The sequence below is a fragment of the Cryobacterium sp. genome (genome assembly GCF_026786305.1).
GTDB lineage: Bacteria > Actinomycetota > Actinomycetes > Actinomycetales > Microbacteriaceae > Cryobacterium.
Genome location: NZ_JAJAYI010000106.1, coordinates 1 through 19,995, shown reverse-complemented (window position 1 = coordinate 19,995; position 19,995 = coordinate 1). Strand labels below are relative to the sequence as shown.

Annotated in this window: 16 protein-coding genes; 4 read left to right on the top strand and 12 right to left on the bottom strand. The window is 63.1% G+C overall.

Annotation, left to right across the window (positions count from 1 at the left end):
- The first annotated feature begins 186 nt into the window (after window positions 1–186).
- On the top strand, window positions 187–1,113 hold the full coding sequence (locus LH475_RS13625; RefSeq protein WP_297414590.1) for a hypothetical protein: 927 nt from the start codon (window positions 187–189) through the stop codon (window positions 1,111–1,113).
- On the opposite strand, the gene LH475_RS13620 is transcribed toward LH475_RS13625, so the two are convergent.
- The gene (locus LH475_RS13620; RefSeq protein ID WP_196844183.1) at window positions 1,110–1,841 is read right to left on the bottom strand and encodes an NUDIX hydrolase; all 732 of its coding nucleotides are present in this window, start codon (window positions 1,839–1,841) and stop codon (window positions 1,110–1,112) included. The genes LH475_RS13625 and LH475_RS13620 overlap by 4 nt on opposite strands.
- A 171-nt stretch (window positions 1,842–2,012) precedes the next feature.
- Here LH475_RS13620 and LH475_RS13615 point away from each other — a divergent pair, with 171 nt between their 5' ends.
- Window positions 2,013–3,068, top strand: a complete 1,056-nt coding sequence (locus LH475_RS13615; protein WP_196844184.1) for a 2,3-butanediol dehydrogenase — start codon at window positions 2,013–2,015, stop codon at window positions 3,066–3,068.
- A gap of 68 nt (window positions 3,069–3,136) precedes the next feature.
- On the top strand, window positions 3,137–3,910 hold the full coding sequence (locus LH475_RS13610) for an MBL fold metallo-hydrolase (RefSeq protein ID WP_196844185.1): 774 nt from the start codon (window positions 3,137–3,139) through the stop codon (window positions 3,908–3,910).
- A gap of 51 nt (window positions 3,911–3,961) precedes the next feature.
- Here LH475_RS13610 and LH475_RS13605 read toward each other — a convergent pair whose 3' ends face one another.
- From LH475_RS13605 to LH475_RS13555, 11 genes are all read right to left on the bottom strand, one after another.
- A complete protein-coding gene (locus tag LH475_RS13605; RefSeq protein WP_297414586.1) occupies window positions 3,962–5,530 on the bottom strand; it encodes a GMC oxidoreductase in 1,569 nt (522 codons plus the stop codon).
- Between the two features lie 12 nt (window positions 5,531–5,542).
- Window positions 5,543–7,024 carry an aldehyde dehydrogenase family protein gene (locus LH475_RS13600; protein WP_297414584.1) on the bottom strand — a complete coding sequence of 494 codons (1,482 nt, stop codon included), beginning with the start codon at window positions 7,022–7,024 and terminating at the stop codon, window positions 5,543–5,545.
- The gene (gene betT / locus LH475_RS13595) at window positions 7,021–9,102 is read right to left on the bottom strand and encodes a choline BCCT transporter BetT (protein WP_196844188.1); all 2,082 of its coding nucleotides are present in this window, start codon (window positions 9,100–9,102) and stop codon (window positions 7,021–7,023) included. Before betT ends, LH475_RS13600 begins: the two co-directional genes overlap by 4 nt.
- Window positions 9,103–9,331: 229 nt before the next feature.
- Window positions 9,332–10,306, bottom strand: coding sequence for a class 1b ribonucleoside-diphosphate reductase subunit beta (nrdF, locus tag LH475_RS13590; protein ID WP_196844189.1), 975 nt, complete (start codon window positions 10,304–10,306; stop codon window positions 9,332–9,334).
- Between the two features lie 69 nt (window positions 10,307–10,375).
- Window positions 10,376–12,505, bottom strand: coding sequence for a class 1b ribonucleoside-diphosphate reductase subunit alpha (gene nrdE, locus LH475_RS13585; protein WP_297414593.1), 2,130 nt, complete (start codon window positions 12,503–12,505; stop codon window positions 10,376–10,378).
- A 5-nt stretch (window positions 12,506–12,510) separates the two neighbouring features.
- Window positions 12,511–12,915 (bottom strand): class Ib ribonucleoside-diphosphate reductase assembly flavoprotein NrdI, encoded by a 405-nt coding sequence (gene nrdI, locus LH475_RS13580; protein ID WP_196844190.1) that lies wholly within the window; start codon window positions 12,913–12,915, stop codon window positions 12,511–12,513.
- A gap of 64 nt (window positions 12,916–12,979) precedes the next feature.
- The gene (gene nrdH / locus LH475_RS13575) at window positions 12,980–13,213 is read right to left on the bottom strand and encodes a glutaredoxin-like protein NrdH (protein WP_196844269.1); all 234 of its coding nucleotides are present in this window, start codon (window positions 13,211–13,213) and stop codon (window positions 12,980–12,982) included.
- A gap of 477 nt (window positions 13,214–13,690) precedes the next feature.
- Entirely contained in the window at window positions 13,691–14,779 is a 1,089-nt protein-coding gene (locus tag LH475_RS13570) for a sugar-binding protein (protein ID WP_196844191.1), read from the bottom strand.
- Between the two features lie 82 nt (window positions 14,780–14,861).
- Window positions 14,862–16,199, bottom strand: a complete 1,338-nt coding sequence (gene mmsB, locus LH475_RS13565; protein ID WP_196844192.1) for a multiple monosaccharide ABC transporter permease — start codon at window positions 16,197–16,199, stop codon at window positions 14,862–14,864.
- Window positions 16,196–17,746: a multiple monosaccharide ABC transporter ATP-binding protein gene (gene mmsA, locus LH475_RS13560; protein ID WP_196844193.1), complete on the bottom strand. Its 1,551-nt coding sequence runs from the start codon at window positions 17,744–17,746 to the stop codon at window positions 16,196–16,198. Before mmsA ends, mmsB begins: the two co-directional genes overlap by 4 nt.
- Before the next feature lie 84 nt (window positions 17,747–17,830).
- Window positions 17,831–18,877 (bottom strand): LacI family DNA-binding transcriptional regulator, encoded by a 1,047-nt coding sequence (locus LH475_RS13555; protein ID WP_196844194.1) that lies wholly within the window; start codon window positions 18,875–18,877, stop codon window positions 17,831–17,833.
- 158 nt (window positions 18,878–19,035) lie between these two features.
- Here LH475_RS13555 and LH475_RS13550 point away from each other — a divergent pair, with 158 nt between their 5' ends.
- The gene (locus LH475_RS13550) at window positions 19,036–19,854 is read left to right on the top strand and encodes a shikimate 5-dehydrogenase (protein ID WP_196844195.1); all 819 of its coding nucleotides are present in this window, start codon (window positions 19,036–19,038) and stop codon (window positions 19,852–19,854) included.
- The last annotated feature ends 141 nt before the right edge of the window (window positions 19,855–19,995 follow it).

Genomic DNA, 19,995 nt, shown 5'->3' with positions numbered 1-19,995 from the left:
GATCGGGAGCGTCTACACGATCGGCGAGAAGTTCGGCACGATCGGCGTCGCGGTGTCGCCGGGCGTCGGGGGCGGGGCCGGCGCCGCCCCCCCCCCCCCCCCCCCCCCCCCCCCGGCCCCCCGCGACGCGAGAATGCCTACCCACCGGCGTGACACGAGCCGACCGGCCCCGGTTAGGGTTTTGGTATGAGAGTCTTCGCGCAGTCCCGTCGTCACCGGCGCATTCTGGCGACCGGGGTGGGCCTCGTCGCGCTCGCGGCGACGCTTATCGTGCTGCCCGCGCATCCGGTCGCTGCAGCACCACTGCCAGCTGTTGCTGCAGGCTCGGAACCGCCCGCCGCGTTCGACCCCGGCCTCATCATCAGCGACTACAACTTTTTCAACCCCGATGCCCTCACCGAGAGCGAGATTGCCGACTTTCTCGAACACCGTTCCTGCGCGCCGACCGACGGAGTGCCGTGCCTCTGGGAATACCGTGAAACGACCACCAGCCAACCGGCCAAGGGCGACGGCCACTGCCTGCCCTATATCGGTGCCGAGAACGAGCCGGCCGCCCGCATCATCGCCAAGATCGCGCAGGCGTGCACCATTAGCCCCGAGGTGCTGCTGGTGCTGCTGCAGAAGGAACAGTCGCTCCTAACCCGGCCCACGGCATCCGGTTATCTGCGCGCCACCGGCTACGGCTGCCCGGACACCGCCGACTGCGACGCCCAATACTTCGGCTTCTTCAACCAGGTCTACAACGCGGCCTGGCAGTTTCGGCAGTACACGCAGCACCCCGATCGAGCCTTTCAAATCGGCGCCGTCGACGTGGGTTTCAACCCGAATGCCGAGTGCGGGGCGTCGAGGGTGCACATTGAGAACCAGGCCACCGCCAACCTGTATAACTACACGCCGTACCAGCCCAACCCAGTTGCCGTCGATAAGGCCGGTGCCTGGGGTGACGCCTGCTCCACCTACGGCAACCTCAACTTTTGGCTGTTCTACAACGATTGGTTCGGTAACTCGACCCTCGAAGGGTACTCCGTCATGTTCGACGACTGCCTCAACTTCGTCGATGGACAGGCATGCGCGCCCGCATCACTGCTCCCGAACGTGACCGCTGCCAGTTAGCGCCGTTCGCTCGCGCTGTACACCCACGGCACCTGGCCGATCTCGAGGCGGTGCCGTCCGCCCTCCTGCTCGGCAAGCAGATCATCGGCATAGGCGACGTCCCCCGCCCAGAACAACACCGGTCCACTCGAGCTGGCACCGAGCCGGGTTTCGTAGTGCGCCAGCCCGCTCTGTTGTGCACTCGCCACAATCTCGGCCACCGCCCCGAATCCCTGCAAGCCGTAAAGGGTCACCCAGGTTGGCGCGATCAGCGTCAGGTCAGTGGATGCGTGCCGCGCCAGCGCCGTCTCCGGCCGAAGCCAGGAATAGTCGATGACCTCATCCTGGGCGAGCACGATCGGGTCGTTCGGGGCCGGCGCCAGGTAGAACCAGGTGCGCAACCGCTTGGGGGCGCTGCGTGGCGGAATCCACAGCGCGGTCGCCACGAGCGCATCGGGCGAAACGTCGAGCCCGGTCTCCTCGCGCACCTCGCGCACGGCGGCCCGACGGGCGGCGAGCTCTTCGATGGCCTCGGCCGGCGCTGCGGCATCCGTGGGCAGTCGGTCGCTTGGGTCCACCCCGCCGCCGGGAAACACCCAGGCACCAGCGAAGGAACCGCGGTGGCGTGGCCGTTCAAGCAGCAGCACTTCGGGGCCCGCCGCGCCCTCACGCAGCAAGACGACCGTCGCCGCAACGCCGATCGGGGCGTCGTCGATCGGCGCCGGGTCGCTCTTCCTCACTGCCATCATTGCGTTGTCCTTACGCTATCGGGTCGTTGACTCCACCTTAATGCGCGGCTCTTCACCCCGGAGTCCTTCAAGGAAGGCCGGTAGTCTTAAGGCACGCCGGAACGCACCGCACCTTGCCAGGAGGGCACCGTCGCTGCACCGCGTCTTCGGCGCTAAGGAGTAGTGACACCTATGAAGGCAGCACGTTTTCACGGTCCCGCAGACATTCGCATTGAGGATATTCCCGAACCCCAGCTTCGACCAGGAGCCGTCGCCATAGACGTGGCATGGTGCGGCATCTGCGGCACGGATCTGCACGAGTACCTCGACGGGCCGATCTTCATTCCGGCTGAGGGACACCCTCACCCGCTCTCGCACGAGGAGGAACCGGTCACCCTTGGGCACGAGTTCTCCGGCACGATCACCGCGCTCGGCGAGGGTGTGACTGATCTCGCGGTCGGCGACAACGTCGTCGTCGAACCCTATTTCGTCTGCAACGAGTGCGCGCCGTGCTTGGCCGGCAACTATCACCTGTGCACGAAGATGGGCTTCATCGGCCTGGCCGGCGGAGGCGGCGGACTCAGCGAGAAGGTCGTCGTCGACCGTCGCTGGGTGCACGCGATCGGCGATATCCCGCTCGACCAGGCCGCGCTCATCGAACCGCTCTCCGTTGCCCACCACGCTTTCGTACGCAGCGGTGCACAAGCCGGCGATGTCGCCCTCATCGGCGGGGCCGGCCCGATCGGCCTGCTCGTCGCTGCCGTTCTGAAGGCCGAGGGGCTCACGGTCATCATGTCCGAGCTCAGCGAGGCACGCAAGGAGAAAGCGCGCCTCACCGGCGTCGCCGATCACGTTCTCGATCCCAGCAAGGACGACGTCGTTGCCCGGGTTCAAGAACTCACCGACGGCCGCGGCGCCGACGTGTGCTTTGAGTGCACGAGCGTCAACGTTGTGCTGGGCCAGCTGTTCGACGCGGTACGGCCCGCCGGGGTCATCGTGAACGTGTCGATCTGGGGCAAGCCGGCCAGCATCGACATGCAGAAGCTCGTGCTCAAGGAGATCGACCTGCGCGGAACGATCGCGTACGTTCGCGATCACCCGGCGAGCATCAAGCTCGTGCAGGACGGCCGGGTCGACCTGGCGCCCTTCATCACCGGGCGCATTGCGCTCGACGACCTGATCACCCAGGGTTTCGATACCCTCATCAACCACAACGAGACCGCGGTCAAGATCATCGTGCACCCCTGACCAGCGCACAGCAGCGGCACCCCGGCATCGGGGTGCCGCCCGTGGCGGTACTCGCTAAGCTGCGAACTATGCCCGATGACATTGCCCCGCAGCGCACGAGCACGCTCACCCGCAGCCTGCTCGCACCGAACGCCGGGCCGATGACGCTCGACGGTACCAACAGCTATCTCATCGGGGCGCGCGGTGCACGCTCGATCGTCGTGGTTGACCCGGGCCCCCTTGACGCGGGGCACCTCGCCACACTCGCCGCGAGCGGGCGGGTCGAACTCGTGCTCGTGACCCACTGGCACGCCGACCACACGGCGGCGAGCGTTCGATTCGGGGCACTCACGGGAGCGCCGGTACGGGCCTTCGATGCGCAATTTTGCGTCGGAGGCGACCCACTCGTAGACGGGGAACTGGTTCGCGCCGCTGGCACCGGCATCCGCATTATGGCAACGCCCGGGCACACCGATGACTCGATCTGCGTGCATCTGCCGGCAGACGGCCCGACCGGCTCGGTGCTCACCGGCGACACCATTCTCGGTCGTGGCACCTCAATCATCGACGGCACCCTCGCCGACTATCTGGCCTCGCTCGAAGCCCTGCGCGCGCTCGGGCCGGCCACCGTGCTTCCCGCGCACGGCCCGGTCTTGCCCGACCTTGCGGCCATCTGCACCGCGTACCTCGCGCACCGGCACGAACGTCTCGACCAGGTGCGCGCCGCCTTGGCCACCCTGGGTGTCGACGCAAGTGTTGGGCAGGTCACCGATGTGGTCTATGCCCGCACGGATGCCGCGGTGCGGTTCGCGGCCGAGGCCTCCGTTCGCGCGCAGCTGGCCTACCTCCGTACCGCGCACTAGCCCGGCCCCAACGACGTCTCCGCGGGGGCCAGGCCGGCACGTCAGCCAGCGTTAGCGCGCGGAGCGAGCAGCCTTGATGAGCTGGGCGCAGCGTTCGCCGATCATCATCGTGGTGATGTTGGGGTTGACGGTCACGAGTTCAGGCATGACGGAAGCATCGGCCACTCGGAGGCCGGTCACACCCTTAACGCGAAGTTCGGGGTCGAGCGGCGAGCCGCTGTCGTCGACCGGGCCCATGCGCACGGTTCCGGCGGGGTGGTACACGGTGTTGTGCGTCTTCTCGATATAGTCCGTGATCTCGGCATCCGTTTGCACGGCCTGACCCGGGTACAGCTCAACGCCAGCCCAGGCCGCCATGGCTGGCTGCGCCACGATCTCGCGAGCCTTGCGGATGCCGGCGACCATCACGCGCATGTCGTGCGGCTCGGTGAAGTAGCGCGGGTCGACGAGAGGCTTGTCGCGGTAGTCGCGGCTGCGCAACTTGACCGTTCCGCGGGAACGGGCGTGGGTGACGTTGGGCGTGAGACAGAAGCCGTTCTCTGTCGTGGGGTACCCCTGCCGGGCCGTGTGCATGTCGAAGGGTACAGAACCGTAATGGAACATGAGGTCGGGGCGGTCAAGACCGTCTTCGGTGGTCGTGAAGATGCCCAGTTCCCACCACTGGGTTGACTCAGTGGGCATCGGCTGCTTGGCCTCCCACTGAATAACGCCCTCCGGGTGGTCCTGAAAGTTCTCGCCCACGCCGGGGGAATCGGCGAGCACCTCGATGCCGTGCTCGCGCAGCTGTGCGGCTGGCCCGACGCCCGAGAGCATGAGCATCTTCGGGGAATCGATGGCGCCGGCCGAGAGGATGACCTCGGCCCGGGCCGTGAGCGAGTGCGTGCGTCCGGCCGCATCCACGACCAGAGCGCCCGTGCAGCGCTTGGCGGCGTCGAAGGTTAGCTGGCGGGCGCGCATCCCGGTGAGCAGGGTGAAGTTCACTCTCTCCATGATGGGGTGGATGTATGACACCGAGGAGGACGCCCGGGTGCCGTCTGCCTGCCGGTTGATCTGAAAGAAGTTCGCGCCGTTGACGACGGTCGTGCCGGAGTTGAACGTGGCCCGGGGGATGCCGGTCTGCTCACAGGCATCGAGCAGTGCTACGCCGCACGGGTCGTTCGGGGGTACATCCATCAGGTGCACCGGGCCGTTGTGGCCGTGGTGGGGCGCCGGGTCGGTGTTGGATTCGAGCTTCTGAAACAGTGGGAAGGTGTTCGCGGCCTCCCACCCGGTCGCGCCGTGCTTTGCCGCCCAGTCGTTGAGGTCTTCGGCGGGGGCCCAGAAGGCGATGCAGGAGTTGTGGCTGGAGCATCCGCCCATCACCTTGGCGCGGGCGTGGCGCATGAATGAGTTGCCGTGTTTCTGCGGTTCGATCGGGTAATCCCAGTCGTAGCCGGACTCGAGCAGTTCCATCCAGCGGTCCAACTGCAGAATAGCGTCGATGCCGCGGTCGTCGGGTCCGGCCTCGACGAGCGCCACCTGCACGGCGGGGTCCTCGCTCAGGCGGGCAGCGACGGCGGCTCCGGCGGAACCTCCGCCGATCACGATGTAGTCAAAGTCAGTCTTGGTTAGTTCTGCCATCTGTGTCACTCCTCAGCGCGCCGCGAACCAGCCGGTAACTGCGGGGGCAGTGTTCTGGTAAATGTGCTTGGTTTCTTGGTATTCAGCCAGGCCGCTCGGGCCGAGCTCGCGGCCCACACCGGACTGTCCGTAGCCGCCCCATTCCGCCTGCGGCAGATAAGGGTGAAAGTCGTTAATCCACACGGTGCCGTGGCGCAGGCGCTTCGCCATGCGCTGCGCTCGACCGGCGTCCTGGGTCCAGACGGCGCCGGCGAGGCCGTAGATGGTGTCGTTCGCGATGAGCACGGCTTCGTCTTCGGTCTCGAAGGTTTCCACGGTGACGACGGGGCCGAAGGCTTCGTCGATGACGACGCTCATGCCGCGTTCCACGCGGTCGAGAATCGTCGGCGTGTAGTAGAAGCCCTTGTCGAGCTCGCCGATGCCCCAGGTGCCGCCGCAGCGCAGCCGGGCACCCTCGTCGAGGCCTTTCTGCACGTAGGCGCTCACCTTGTTGCGGTGCGCGGCCGAGATCAGCGGCCCGGTCTCCGCCTCGGGGTCGAAGGGACCGCCCAGTCGAATCTGGTTTGCGCGGCGTACGAGTTCGTTCACAAAGCGTTCTGCAACGGATGCCTCCACCACCAGTCGTGCGCCGGCAGAACAGACCTGCCCCGAGTGCACAAAAGCCCCATTAAGAGCATTGTCCACTGCAGCATCGAAGTCCGCATCGGCGAAGATCACGTTGGGGTTCTTACCGCCGAGTTCGAGTGCCACCTTCTTGACCGTCCCAGCGGCGGCGGCCGCGATCTTCTTGCCGGTTTCGAGGCCGCCGGTGAACGAGACCAAGTCCACGTCGGGGTGGCTGGAGAGCGGCGCTCCGGCCACCGCTCCGGCGCCGAGCACGAGGTTGGCGACGCCCGCGGGCAGGCCGAGGTCGTCGAGGAGCACCATCATGAGAATCGCGGTGTGCGGGGTGAGCTCGCTGGGCTTGAGAATGAAGCTGTTGCCAGCGGCGAGTGCCGGTGCGATCTTCCAGGCAGCCTGCAGAAGCGGGTAATTCCACGGAGCGATGAGCCCGCAGACACCGACCGGTTCCACCACGATCTGGCTGACCACCGTCTCGTCGCCGGCGTCAACGATGCGGCCGGCGTCCTGCCCGGCGAGTTTGCCAAAGTAGGCGAAGCAATTGGCAATGTCGTCCATGTCAATTTCGCTCTCGACCAGGCGCTTGCCGGTGTCGAGTGTCTCGGCGCGGGCGAACTCGGCCTTGCGCGCCCGCAGTTCCGCGGCCACCCGCAGCAAAAAGTCGCCGCGCTCTGGGGCGGAAACCGAAGACCACACGCCACTGTCGAACGTCGTGCGGGCGGCGTTGATGGCCGCGTGAGCATCCGCTGTTGTGGCCTCGGACACGGTGCCGACCGGTTCGCCGTCGGCCGGGCAGCTGATCAGGCGGGTACCACCGTCGGCGGCGGGCAGCCACGCGCCGTTAATGAACAGGGTCGAGGTCATGGTGCTCATTTCTTCACGTCTTCGGAGTCAAAATCGACTTCCCAATTGTCCTTAGCCACCTGGTCGTCGGGCAGTGCGGTGTTACCGGGCTCGGTGCGGTTGAGGTGCAGAAAATCTAGGTGCGTCTCGTAGTGGTCGAGAACATCGGTGATGACCTGCTCCTTGCTGTACCCCATGAGGTCATACCCGTGACTTCCCTCAAGCGAGAACACTTCCATGCGGTAGTACTTGCCCTGCTCCGACGCGCTGCGCACGGCATAGGTGGGAATATCGAGCTGCACCGGGTAGATCTGGTACTTGAATCCGCGCTCGTCACCCATGGTCACGAGCAGGTCGAGGTGCGAAATCTGAAGCCCCTCGACGACGCCCTCGGTCAGGGTGACGTCGGAGCCCTGGGCGAGAAGTTCTTCGTGCACCTCCTGCAGCGCTGGCAGCGCAACGGTCGAGACGAAGCGCTCGGTCTGGCGTCGGCCCGGATAGCTCATTGCGCGGGTGAGGCGCTGACGCCAATTTCGAGCGCGTGCAGGGTCGCCGCTGCGCCCGGAGAGCAGCCCGGGGAGGCTGGCCCGGTAGCTGTCGGTGAGGGATTGCTCCACGCGCAGGGCCCTGTATAGGCCCAGCATGATCAGTAGGAGTACCAACGAGAATGGGAGCCCCATGATGATGGTGGCGTTCTGCAGCACCGGGATTCCTCCCACAAGAAGCATCGCGAGAGTCAGTACACCCGTGGCCACCGCCCAGAAGATGCGCAACCATTTTGGGCCGTCAGAATCAGAGTTCTTCAGGTGCGAGGTGAAGTTGGCCATCACGAGCGCGCCAGAATCTGCCGATGTTACATAGAACAGCAGGCCAGTGAAGGTGGCGATGGCTGCGGTCAGGGGAGCCATGGGAAATTGGTCGAGGAGGGAGTAGAACGCCTTCTCGGGAGAGTTCATCGCGATTTCGCCGAAGCCGGCGTCACCGCCGATAACTATGGCCAGGGCGCTGTTACCGAAGACGGCAATCCAGAGCAGGATAAACGCGAACGGCACCACGAGAACGCCGGAAACGAACTGGCGGATGGTGCGGCCGCGGGAGATCCGCGCTAAAAACAGGCCAACAAACGGTGCCCAGGCGATCCACCACGCCCAAAAGAACAGCGTCCACGCGTTCATCCAGGCGTCCGGCCGGTCATAGGCGAAGGTGTCGAGGGTCATGCCGGGGAAGCGGCTGAGGGTGTCGCCGACGTTCTGCACGATAGCGTCGAGCAAGAACGCGGTGTTGCCCGCCACCAGTACGAACAGCATGAGGGCGACCGAGAGCAGCACATTGAGTTCGGAGAGGCGACGGATGCCTTTTTCCACACCGGTCACGGCCGAGACGGTTGCCATTACCACTGACAGAGCGATCAGCGATCCCTGCACGAACATGGACTGCGGGGTGCCAAACATGAAGGTGAGCCCGTAGTTGAGCTGGGCAACTCCGATTCCGAGGCTCGTGGCGATGCCAAAAATGGTTCCAAGAATGGCAGCAATGTCAACGAAGTCCCCGATTGGACCGTAGATGCGCTTGCCGAAGATGGGGTAGAGCGCAGAGCGGATGCTCAGCGGCAGGTTCTGCCGGTACGCGAAATAGCCGAGGGCCAGGCCCATCAACGCGTAGAGGGCCCAGCCGGTGATGCCGTAGTGGAACAGCGTCCACACCATGGCCTGGCGAGCTGCTTCGACGGTACTGCCGTCGCCACTCGGCGGTGCGAGGTACTGGGTAACCGGCTCCGATACTGAGAAGAACATCAGGTCAATGCCGATCCCGGCCGCGAACAGCATGGCGGTCCAGGTAAATAGGCTGAACTGCGGACGCGAGTGGTCGGGGCCGAGCCGGGTCTTGCCGACCCGCGACAGGGCGATGTAGATGACGAAGGCCAGCACGAGGGTGACGATCAGAAAGTAGTACCAGCCGAGGTTGGTAGACACCCATCCGACGACGGCAGCGATGACAGCGCTGGCGTTGTCAGGGGCGAGGATGGCCCATAGGGCGATGGCAATAATGCCGCTTGCGGAGCCAAAAAAAACGGTCTTATTGACCCGGGATGGGGCTTCATCAGCCACAGTGGAATTGGGGGCATGCTGAGAAATATGGAACCTCAATGATTGGCGCGACGCGTCCTCCCCCGGCAACGGCAACAGGGGTTAGGAAACGTTCAGCCTATCAGATCAACAAATGGGCAGGCTTGGGAGGAGCCTCCGTCGAGAAGCTCCCCCGTCTCGGCCTACCGTTTCGCAGTCGGCCAGCGAGAATCTCGTGTCGGCGTAGCCAGGATTCTCGCGTGCTGGTGCCTTAGAAGTCCCAGTCGTCGTCTTCGGTCACGACGGCCTTACCGATCACGTATGACGAACCCGAGCCCGAGAAGAAGTCGTGGTTCTCGTCGCCGTTCGGTGAGAGCGCGGAGAGAATCGCCGGGTTCACGTCGCAGACGTCCTTCGGGAAGATCGCCTCGTAGCCGAGGTTCATCAGCGCCTTGTTCGCGTTGTAGTGCAAGAACATCTTCACGTCTTCGGTGAGGCCGACCTCGTCGTAGAGGTCCTGCGTGTACTGCACCTCGTTCTCGTACAGCTCGAACACGAGGTTGAAGGCGTAGTCCTTGATCTCATCGCGCCGCTCCTGGGTCTCCTTCTCCAGACCCTTCTGAAACTTGTAGCCGATGTAGTAGCCGTGCACCGCTTCATCACGAATGATCAAACGGATGAGGTCGGCCGTGTTGGTCAGGCGCGCCCGGCTGGAGAAATACATCGGCAGGTAGAAGCCCGAGTAGAACAGGAACGACTCGAGCAGCACCGAGGCAACCTTGCGCTTGAGCGGGTCATCGCCCTGGTAGTACTCCATGACGATCGAGGCCTTGCGCTGCAGGTTCTCGTTCTCCGTCGACCAGCGGAACGCTTCGTCGATGTCCTTGGTGTTACTCAGGGTGGAGAAGATCGACGAGTAGCTCTTGGCGTGCACCGACTCCATGAACGCAATGTTCGTGTATACCGCCTCTTCGTGCGGGGTGATCGCATCAGGGATGAGCGACACAGCACCGACGGTGCCCTGAATCGTGTCGAGCAGGGTCAACCCGGTGAACACGCGCAGGGTGAGCTGCTGCTCGACCGGCGTCAGCTGGTTCCACGACTGGATGTCGTTGCTGAGCGGAATCTTCTCGGGCAGCCAGAAGTTGTTGGTCAACCGGTTCCAGACCTCGACGTCTTTTTCGTCTTCGATCTTGTTCCAGTTGATCGCATCCACGTGCGAGACCAGCTTGAGCTTGTCAATCATTGTTTGTCCTTCTCGTAGGTCGTTGGTCAAGCCTGTCCAAACCAGACCGCTGGTCGAGACCGAGCAAACTTACAGCGCGCAGGAGACGCACCCCTCCACCTCGGTGCCCTCGAGAGCCATCTGGCGCAAACGGATGTAGTAAATGGTCTTGATGCCCTTTTTCCACGCGTAGATCTGGGCACGGTTGATGTCGCGGGTCGTCGCGGTGTCTTTGAAGAACAGCGTGAGCGAGAGCCCCTGGTCAACGTGCTGCGTAGCCGCGGCGTACACGTCGATGACCTTCTCAGCGCCGATCTCGTAGGCGTCCTGGTAGAAGTCCAAATTGTCGTTCGTCATGAACGGCGCCGGGTAGTACACGCGGCCCAGCTTGCCTTCTTTGCGAATCTCGATCTTCGCCGCGATCGGGTGAATCGAAGCGGTCGAGTTGTTGATGTACGAGATTGACCCAGTCGGCGGCACGGCTTGCAGGTTCTGGTTGTAGATACCGTGCTGCATAACGGATGCCTTCAGCTCGGCCCAGTCGGCCTGTGTCGGAATCGACACCCCGGCCTGGACGAAGAGCTCGGCACCGCGAGCCGTCGTCGGCCCCCAGACCTGGTCGGTGTACTTGTCGAAGAACGCGCCCGAGGCATAGGCGGAGTCTTCGAAGCCTTCAAAGGTGCGGCCACGTTCAATGGCGAGGTCGTTCGAGGTGCGCAGAGCGTGGAACAGCACCGTGTAGAAGTAGATGTTGGTGAAGTCGATGCTCTCATCACTGCCGTAGTAGACGCGCTCACGGGCGAGGTAGCCGTGCAGGTTCATCTGGCCAAGGCCGATGGCGTGCGAGCGGTCGTTGCCGTCTTCAATGGAACGAACAGAGCTGATGTGGCTCTGCTCGGATACCGCGTTGAGGCCGCGAATGGCGGCGTCGACGGTGCGGCCAAGGTCGCCGGAATCCATGGCGAGGGCGATGTTCATCGACCCGAGGTTGCAGGAGATGTCCTTGCCGATCTCGTTGTACGAGAGGTCCTCGTTGTAGGTCGTCGGGGTGTTCACCTGAAGAATCTCGGAGCACAGGTTCGACATGTTGATGCGGCCCTTGATCGGGTTCGTCTTGTTCACCGTGTCTTCGAACATGATGTACGGGTAGCCGGACTCGAACTGAATCTCGGCGAGTGTCTGAAAGAACTCGCGCGCCTTCATCTTCGACTTCTTGATGCGGGGGTTGTCGACCATCTCGTGGTACTTCTCGGTCACCGAGATGTCGGCGAACGGCACGCCGTAGACGCGCTCCACGTCGTAGGGCGAGAAGAGGTACATCCACTCGTCGTTCTTGGCCAGCTCGAAGGTGATATCGGGAATGACAACACCAAGCGAGAGAGTCTTGATTCGAATCTTCTCGTCGGCGTTCTCCCGCTTGGTGTCGAGAAAGCGCATGATGTCGGGGTGGTGCGCGTGCAGGTAGACAGCGCCGGCGCCCTGGCGGGCACCGAGCTGGTTGGCGTAGCTGAAAGAGTCCTCGAGCAGCTTCATAACGGGAATGATGCCGCTGGACTGGTTCTCGATCTGCTTGATCGGCGCGCCGGCCTCACGAATGTTGCTGAGCAGCAGCGCCACGCCGCCGCCGCGCTTGGAGAGTTGCAGCGAGGAGTTGATGCCGCGAGAGATCGACTCCATGTTGTCTTCGATGCGCAGCAGGAAGCACGAGACGAGCTCGCCGCGCTGGGCCTTGCCGGAGTTCAAGAAGGTAGGCGTCGCGGGCTGGAAGCGGCCGGCGATGATCTCTTCCACCAGGGCAACGGCGAGCTTCTCATCACCGGATGCGAGACCCAGCGCCGTCATGACGACGCGGTCTTCGAAACGCTCCAGGTATCGCTTGCCGTCAAAGGTTTTGAGCGTGTACGAGGTGTAGTACTTGAACGCACCGAGGAAGGACTGAAAACGGAACTTCTTGGAGTAGGCCAGATCGTTCAGGCTCGTGATGAATTCGAACGAGTACTGGTCGAGCACGGCCTGCTCGTAGTACTCCTTCTCGACCAGGTAGTCGAGGCGCTCGCGCAACGAATGAAAGAACACCGTGTTCTGGTTGACGTGCTGCAGAAAGAACTCGCGCGCCGCCTCGCGGTCCTTGTCGAACTGGATCTCCCCGTTCGAGCCATACAGGTTGAGCATCGCGTTGAGCGAGTGGTAATCCATGCCCGACGGTGCGTCAATGGGCATGATCTTCACGGCTGTCGTTTCCAAAATTCTTCCAATCCGTCGTGAACGATGCGCACATCATCCGGTGTTCCAAATACTTCGAAGCGGTAAAGGTGTGGCACCTTGCACTTGGCGGCGATGATGTCGCCGGCCAAGCAATAGGCCGTACCGAAATTCATGTTGCCGGCGCCGATGACGCCGCGAATCAAGGACCGGTTGGTCTCGTTGTTCAAAAATTTGATGACCTGCTTGGGTACCGCCCCGCCCGTACTGCCGCCGCCATAGGTAGGCACACAGAGCACGAACGGCTCCTTGGCGACGAGCGGTTCCTCGCGCGTATAAAGAGGTATACGCGAGGCAGGTCGGCCGAGCTTTTCAACGAACCGACGCGTGTTGCCCGAGACACTCGAGAAATACACCATGTCAGTCATCTACTGTGGCGATTCTGATCGGGCAAAACGTCTGGGCGATTGGGCATGCTGGGTGATTTTGCACCTACGCGAGGCGAGCGGCGAGTGCATTGATCTTGTCGGGACGAAAGCCCGACCAGTGCTCTTCGTCGGTGATCACGACGGGCGCCTGCAGGTAGCCCAAAGCCTTGACGGCCTCCAGAGCGTTTTCATCGATCGAGAGATCGAGCACCTCATACTCGATGCCCTTGTTGTCGAGGGCACGGTAGGTGGCCGCGCACTGCACGCAGGAGGGCTTCGTGTAAACGGTGATTGCCATGGTCATGGCCTCTCTTCTTGGCAGTTCAAGTCTAAATCTGTTCGACATGCTTCGCAAGTATGTTCGATATAACTTTTCGATCAGAGACGAGGATTCATCAAAGATCGTGGTAGAAAATGAGCAAGTGTGCCGTCTGGCCGTAGCGCCTGACTAGAGTCTTAATACTACATCTAGTGATCCCTAAGCTCAATAGCCACTACATGCAGTAATTACAATTATGTAGTTATCCACCGACATTCCACATGTTGCACACAGTCCGGCACAGCAAAACCGCCCAGATTCCGCGGAACCGCACCCGGTTATCCACAGGCATAGTTCGCGACATTATTTCGTCTGTGGAATCTCAGTCGGCGTGTCGCGTGGTGGCCGGTCACTGAGCATCCTTCCACAACGCCAGACACGCACAAACGGGCCGGCCCCCACTAAAGTGGAGACCGGCCCGTCCAGCAGTGCTGGCTGCCAGCGGCTGCTGCTTTGCTACTTGGTCAGCGGCGACAGCTTCGGGTCGTTGGCGTACGCTTCGGCCGCATTGTCCTTGGTCACGATGACCGGCGGGAGCAGGAACGCTGGAACGATCTTGTTGCCGTTGTTGTAGGTGTCATCGTTGGTCTCGGGAGTACCGCCGGTCTGCAAAGTCTTGACCATGTCGATGGCCTGCTTCACGAGAACGCGGGTGTCCTTGTTAATGGTGGAGTACTGCTCGCCAGCCATGATCGATTTGACCGACTCCACTTCGGAGTCCTGACCGGTCACGACGGGGATGGGCTTGCCTGCGGCCTTCACCGAGGTGATGATCGCGCGGGCCAGGGTGTCGTTCGGCGACAGCACGCCGTCGATTTCCTGGCTTCCATAGGTGCTGGTGAGGAGCGAGTCCATGCGGCTCTGCGCGTTCTCCGGCTTCCAGTCCGCGGTTGCGGTCTGCTTGATGTCGGTCTGACCCGAGGCGACGACGAGGGTTCCGTCGTCGATCTTCGGCTGCAGCACGCTCATGGCGCCGTTGAAGAACACCGGCGCATTGGCGTCAGCGGAGTTACCGGAGAACAGTTCAATGTTGTACGGTCCCTCGGGCTTTTTGGCCGCGAGACCGTCAAGCAGCGCCTGGCCCTGCAGTTCACCCACCTTGAAGTTGTCGTAGGCCACGTAGTAATCAACGTTATCGGTGTTGAGAATGAGGCGGTCGTAGGCAATGACGATGGCACCGGCGTCACGAGCGTCCTTCACCTGGGTGCCGAGCTGGCCACCGTCCTGTGCACCGATGACGATGACCTTGGCACCGTTTGTGACCATGGCCGAGATCTGGTCCTGCTGGTCCTTCACCGTGGTCGAGGCTCCGGCGTACTGTACGTCACCCTTGAACCCGGCTGCCTTGAGTCCGTCTTCAAACAGACCACCGGCAAGTACCCAGTTCTCGCTCGTCTTGGAAGGGAGGGCAACGCCGATGACGGAGTCCGCCGGGAATCCAGCTGCGGCGCTGCCGCCGGCCGCCTCTGGCGCCCGGCTGGAGCAACCGGAGAGCGCCATGAGCGCCACCGCGGCGACCGCTGTGACCGTGAGAATTTTTCGCATGTGAATCACTTTCTGTTCGTTGGGTTGAAAGAGGTGGAGCAGGAAAATCGTCAGACCGATGGCGTTCGAGGAACGCTTTCGTTCAGTTGGTGGGGCGGTCTGCGGGCCGCGCCGAGGCCGGCGTACCGGAATCGGGGAGCACTGCGGGCGGCGGCGTGGGCGGGTCCGAAACCTTGCGGTTGCGGGTGAGCAAGCCGATAATTGACGGCCGGCCCTGGCTCTTGTTCCAGACGTCGACACCGACGGCGACCAGGAGTACGAGCCCCTTGATGATCTGCACCAGGTCGCTCCCCACGCCGAGCAGCTGCAGGCCATTGTTCAGCACGGCCATGACCAAACCACCGACAATGGAGCCGATCACCGTGCCGATGCCGCCCGACACCGCGGCGCCACCGATGAAGACCGCGGCGATCGCGTCAAGCTCCCAGCTGAGGCCGTCTTGTGGGCCGGATGCCCCGGCGCGAGCCACAAAGATCATGCCGGCCAGCGAGGCCAGGATCGACATGTTCATCATGACGAGAAAGTTCACCCGCCGCGAGTTGACGCCCGAGAGCTCGGCGGCGAGCTTGTTGCCGCCGACAGCGTAAACGTGGCGTCCGAGGATGGTGTTACGAGTGACGAAGCTGTAGAACAGCACGAGTACGCCGAGGATGATGCCCGAAACCGGGAAGCTCGTACCGACGCGGCCCCCGGCGAACAGGAAGGTTGCGTAGATGACGACGGCATCGAGGACGCCGATCTTGAGCACGCTGGCCCAGAGCGGGGTCATCTCGGAGTGCATCGTCTTCTGCACCCGCCGCGCTCGCCACTCCCGAACAGCGATAGCGATAGCGATCGCAAAGCCAAGAAGCAGGGTGAGGTTGTTGTACCCGGTTACTGGTCCCACCTCCGGCAGATAGCCGGCACCGATCACGGTGAAGCCTTCCGGCACTGGCACCGTGTTGGCGTTGCCGAAGAACTGGTTGCCACCGCGAAAGATCAGCATGCCGGCCAGGGTCACGATAAAGGCGGGCACCCCAATGTAGGCCACCCAGAACCCCTGCCAGGCTCCGATCACGGCACCGACCAGCAGGCCGAACAGTACGGCCAGTGGCCAGGGAAAATTCCACTCAGTCATCGAGGTCGCCACGACGATGCCGGAGAACGCCGCGACGGAGCCGACCGACAGATCGATGTGTCCGGCGATGATCACCATGACCATGCCGATAGCGAGAATGAGGATGTAGGAGTACTGGCTGACCAGGTTGATCAGGTTGCCCGGGGAGAGGGTGAGGCCATCGGTCAGAATCTCGAACAGAACGATGATGGCGATCAGGCTGAACAGGATTCCGAACTGGCGCAGGTTGTTCTTGCCGCTGCCGAAGATCGACCTTCGTCCTTCGACCTTTTTCGTGTCGATCGGGGCCGTGTTGCTGCTCATATGCTGCGCACCTTCTTCTTGGCAGAGGTCATGCTTTTCATCAGGGATTCCGGGTCGGCATCCACACCGTCAATGCAGTCGGTGATGGCGCCCTCGAAGATTGTGTAAATGCGGTCGGCCAGACCAAGCAGTTCCGGCAGCTCGGACGAGATCAGGATCACGCCCTTGCCTTGGGCGGCGAGCGCCTGGATGATTCCGTAAATCTCGTATTTTGCCCCGACATCGATGCCGCGGGTGGGTTCGTCCAGAATCAGGATGTCGGGGTCAGTGAACATCCACTTGGCCAGCACCACCTTTTGCTGGTTGCCGCCGGACAGCTTGCTCACACCCATGTCAACGTTGGGGGTCTTGATGCGCAGGTTCTTGCGATACTCCTCCGCGATCGAGTACTCCTTGGCATCGTTCACCACCGGGCCGGCCGAGATCTTCGAGAGTTTGGCCGAGACGATGGAGCGTTTGATGTCGTCGAGCAGGTTGAGCCCGAGTGCCTTGCGGTCCTCGCTCACGTAGGCGAGACCATGTTCGATCGCCTCGCCGACGTTGCGCAGCTCGATCTCCCTGCCGTCCTTGAAGATGCGGCCGGAGATGAAGTTGCCATAGGAGCGACCGAAGATGCTCATGGCGAGCTCGGTGCGTCCGGCGCCCATCAGCCCCGCGATGCCGACGATCTCACCGGTACGTACGGTCAGGTTCGACCCCTTCACGACCATCCGCTCGGACACCTGCGGGTGTTGCACGGTCCAATCGCGCACCTCGAAGAACACCTCGCCGATCTTCGGTGTGCGGTCGGGAAACCGGCTCTCCAGGCTGCGTCCGACCATGCCGCGAATGATGCGGTCTTCGTTGACCCCGTCCGCAGCGATATCGAGGGTCTCAATCGCCCGGCCGTCACGAATGATGGTGATCGAGTCGGCGATCTGCTCGATCTCGTTGAGCTTGTGCGAGATCATGATGGAGCTGATGCCCTTACCCTTGAGCCCCCGAATGAGATCGAGCAGATGCTGGGAATCGGCTTCGTTGAGGGCGGCGGTCGGCTCGTCGAGTATCAGCACCTTCACCGATTTGTTCAGCGCCTTGGCGATTTCGACCAGTTGTTGCTTGCCGACGCCGATGTTCTTGATCAGGGTGTCAGGGTCGTCGCGGAGGCCGACCCGCGCGAGCAGTTCGTAGGCGGTGCGTTTGGCTCCGACCCAGTCGATGGCGCCCCACCGGGTGGGTTCATTGCCGAGAAAGATGTTCTCGGTGATGGAGAGTTCGGGAATGAGGGCGAGTTCCTGGTGGATGATGGCGATTCCGGCGGCTTCGCTCGAGCGGATGTCCTTGAACCGCATCTCGGTGCCCTGAAAGATGATGTCGCCCGAGTAGGAGCCGTACGGGTAGACGCCGGAGAGCACCTTCATGAGCGTGGACTTGCCGGCACCGTTCTCACCGCAGATCGCATGGATCTCTCCGGCCATGACGGTGAGCGACACGTTGGACAGCGCTTTTACGCCGGGAAACTCCTTGGTGATGGAACGCATCTCCAAGATCACGTGCTCAAGCGTCATCGGTTCACTCCTCCGTCAGCCACTATTGTGACCGTTCACATCGAACTCAATGTTCGCCTGTGCGACCAGCCGTGTCAAGGCCCGTTAATAACGCTTAAGTAACGGCAGCCGAGACACCGGCACGGGGCCGGTGGACCCTCGTACGACCAGGCGCGGCGCGACCGGACCGACGGCCACCTCAACGGGCATGCCCATCGCGGCGAGCAGCGCAGCAAAGGCACGCTGACCGATCGCCTCGAAGTCCTGGTGCACCGTCGTCAGGGGCGGCCAGCTGTGGCTGGCCACCGGCACATCGTCGAATCCGACCACGCTCACGTCGCCCGGAACGCTGAGCCCAGCGTCGTGCAGCGCATGCAGCAGTCCCAGGGCCATCTCGTCATTGGCCGCGAACACCGCAGAGAAGTCCCGCGATCGCAATAGCTCCTGACCCGCGAAATAGCCGAAGTCAGCGGTCCAGTCTCCCAGGATCGGCGGGTGGGTCATGAGATCGGCATCGTCGATCTCGAGCAGAAATCCGCGCATCCGTGCTTCAGCTTCGTTCCAGTCCTGCGGCCCGGCCAGGTGCACGATCTCGCGGTGACCGAGATCGATGAGGTGGCGGGTCGCCATCTTCGCGCCCAGAATCTGGTCGGCCGCGAGCGCCCGCAGATCGTGCTTTCTCGTGGACTGCAGGCTGACATACGGAACAGCGATGTCGAGACGCTCGAGCACGTCGAAGACCCGCTCCTGGGGCGCGATGATCACGAGACCCTCAACCGCCTGGTCGAGGAGGTGCTCCAGTGCGTCCTCGATCGCGGCCGGGTCGGCCACGCTCAGGTTTGCGGTGTCGACGAAGTACCCCTGCCTCCGGGCGGCATCTTCGATGGCCGCGACGCTGCGCGCTGGGCCGTACTGCGCGCTCGACGCGGTGAGAACGCCGATCGTGCGCGACCGCCCCTTCGACAGCGCTCTGGCCGCTTGGTTCGGCCGGTATTGCAGTTCCTCCATCGCCTGGAGTATGCGCGCCTTGGTGGTCGCCCGAATGCTCGGGTGGTCGTTGAGCACTCGTGACACCGTCTGGTGGGACACTCCGGCGAGGCGCGCAACATCACGGATGCTGGGTGCGCGATCTTTAGGAAGATCTGCCGACATGACAACCTTGCTCGCATGTGCACGGTCACAATTGTGAGCGCAGCTCCATTATGCACTCCGGCCGGATTTCCCGGGAAACGAGTTTCCGGCGCCCCCCGGCTCGGCGAGCGCCGCCAGAGGCGCACGACGGGACAGGCAAAACAGACCACACTGTACGCATGCCCATTCTCAACAAAGACATGACCCTGTGCATTTCGTTGTCGGCCCGGCCCAGCAATCTGGGTACACGGTTTCACAACTATCTCTACGAGGAGTTGGGCCTGAACTTCATCTACAAGGCTTTCGCTCCGGTCAACCTGGCCGACGCCATCGCGGGCGTGCGCGGGCTAGGAATTCGCGGCTGTGCCGTGTCGATGCCCTACAAGGAAGACGTCATCGCGCTCATCGATGAAATGGATGCTTCGGCGTCGGCCATCAACTCGGTCAACACGATCGTGAACGACGGCGGCCACCTGACCGCGTACAACACCGACTATTCCGCCGTGCAGCGCCTGCTGGCCGAGCACGATGTGCCCAGCGCCCTGTCGGTGATCGTGCGCGGCAGCGGCGGCATGGCGAAGGCCGTCGCGGCGGCGCTGCACCATGCCGGGTTTATTCGGGGAACGATCGTGGCGCGCAATGAGGTGACCGGCCGGGCCGTGGCCACGCTCTACGGCTACGACTGGGCGCCGGAGGTCGGCGCCCTCACCGCCGACCTGATCGTCAACGTGACTCCGGTGGGAATGGCGGGCGGCGCTGACGCCGATCACACGTCGTTCCCGGCCACTGCGATCATCGCGGCGAGCGTCGTCTTTGACGTCGTGGCCTCCCCCGCCGAAACGCCACTCATTGTGGCGGCACGAAAGCTTGGCACGGCGGTCATCACCGGCGCCGAGGTCGTGGCGTTACAGGCCGAAGAGCAGTTCTTCCTCTACACCGGCATTCGCCCCACACCCGATCAGGTGCGCCGCGCCTCCGCCTTCTCCCGCACCCCCTGACCCGGCACTCCCCGCGTTCCGGGCCCGGGCCACGGGGCCCCGCGGAGCAAGAAGGCCCCCCGGCCCGCGCGGGGCGCCGCCCCACCAACAGCGCCCGAAGAAGCCGGCGAGGCCCGCCCCCCCGACTCGGCCCAAAGAGGG

What these genes read in the sequence shown, in the direction of transcription:
- LH475_RS13555 (WP_196844194.1), bottom strand. Translation starts at nt 18,877, where the DNA reads ATGTCGGCAGATCTTCCTAAAGATCGCGCACCCAGCATCCGTGATGTT.
- mmsB (WP_196844192.1), bottom strand. Translation starts at nt 16,199, where the DNA reads ATGAGCAGCAACACGGCCCCGATCGACACGAAAAAGGTCGAAGGACGA.
- LH475_RS13600 (WP_297414584.1), bottom strand. Translation starts at nt 7,024, where the DNA reads ATGAGCACCATGACCTCGACCCTGTTCATTAACGGCGCGTGGCTGCCC.
- nrdH (WP_196844269.1), bottom strand. Translation starts at nt 13,213, where the DNA reads ATGGCAATCACCGTTTACACGAAGCCCTCCTGCGTGCAGTGCGCGGCC.
- LH475_RS13615 (WP_196844184.1), top strand. Translation starts at nt 2,013, where the DNA reads ATGAAGGCAGCACGTTTTCACGGTCCCGCAGACATTCGCATTGAGGAT.
- LH475_RS13570 (WP_196844191.1), bottom strand. Translation starts at nt 14,779, where the DNA reads ATGCGAAAAATTCTCACGGTCACAGCGGTCGCCGCGGTGGCGCTCATG.
- LH475_RS13550 (WP_196844195.1), top strand. Translation starts at nt 19,036, where the DNA reads ATGCCCATTCTCAACAAAGACATGACCCTGTGCATTTCGTTGTCGGCC.
- LH475_RS13605 (WP_297414586.1), bottom strand. Translation starts at nt 5,530, where the DNA reads ATGGCAGAACTAACCAAGACTGACTTTGACTACATCGTGATCGGCGGA.
- nrdI (WP_196844190.1), bottom strand. Translation starts at nt 12,915, where the DNA reads ATGACTGACATGGTGTATTTCTCGAGTGTCTCGGGCAACACGCGTCGG.
- mmsA (WP_196844193.1), bottom strand. Translation starts at nt 17,746, where the DNA reads ATGACGCTTGAGCACGTGATCTTGGAGATGCGTTCCATCACCAAGGAG.
- LH475_RS13625 (WP_297414590.1), top strand. Translation starts at nt 187, where the DNA reads ATGAGAGTCTTCGCGCAGTCCCGTCGTCACCGGCGCATTCTGGCGACC.
- nrdE (WP_297414593.1), bottom strand. Translation starts at nt 12,505, where the DNA reads ATGCCCATTGACGCACCGTCGGGCATGGATTACCACTCGCTCAACGCG.
- nrdF (WP_196844189.1), bottom strand. Translation starts at nt 10,306, where the DNA reads ATGATTGACAAGCTCAAGCTGGTCTCGCACGTGGATGCGATCAACTGG.
- LH475_RS13610 (WP_196844185.1), top strand. Translation starts at nt 3,137, where the DNA reads ATGCCCGATGACATTGCCCCGCAGCGCACGAGCACGCTCACCCGCAGC.
- LH475_RS13620 (WP_196844183.1), bottom strand. Translation starts at nt 1,841, where the DNA reads ATGATGGCAGTGAGGAAGAGCGACCCGGCGCCGATCGACGACGCCCCG.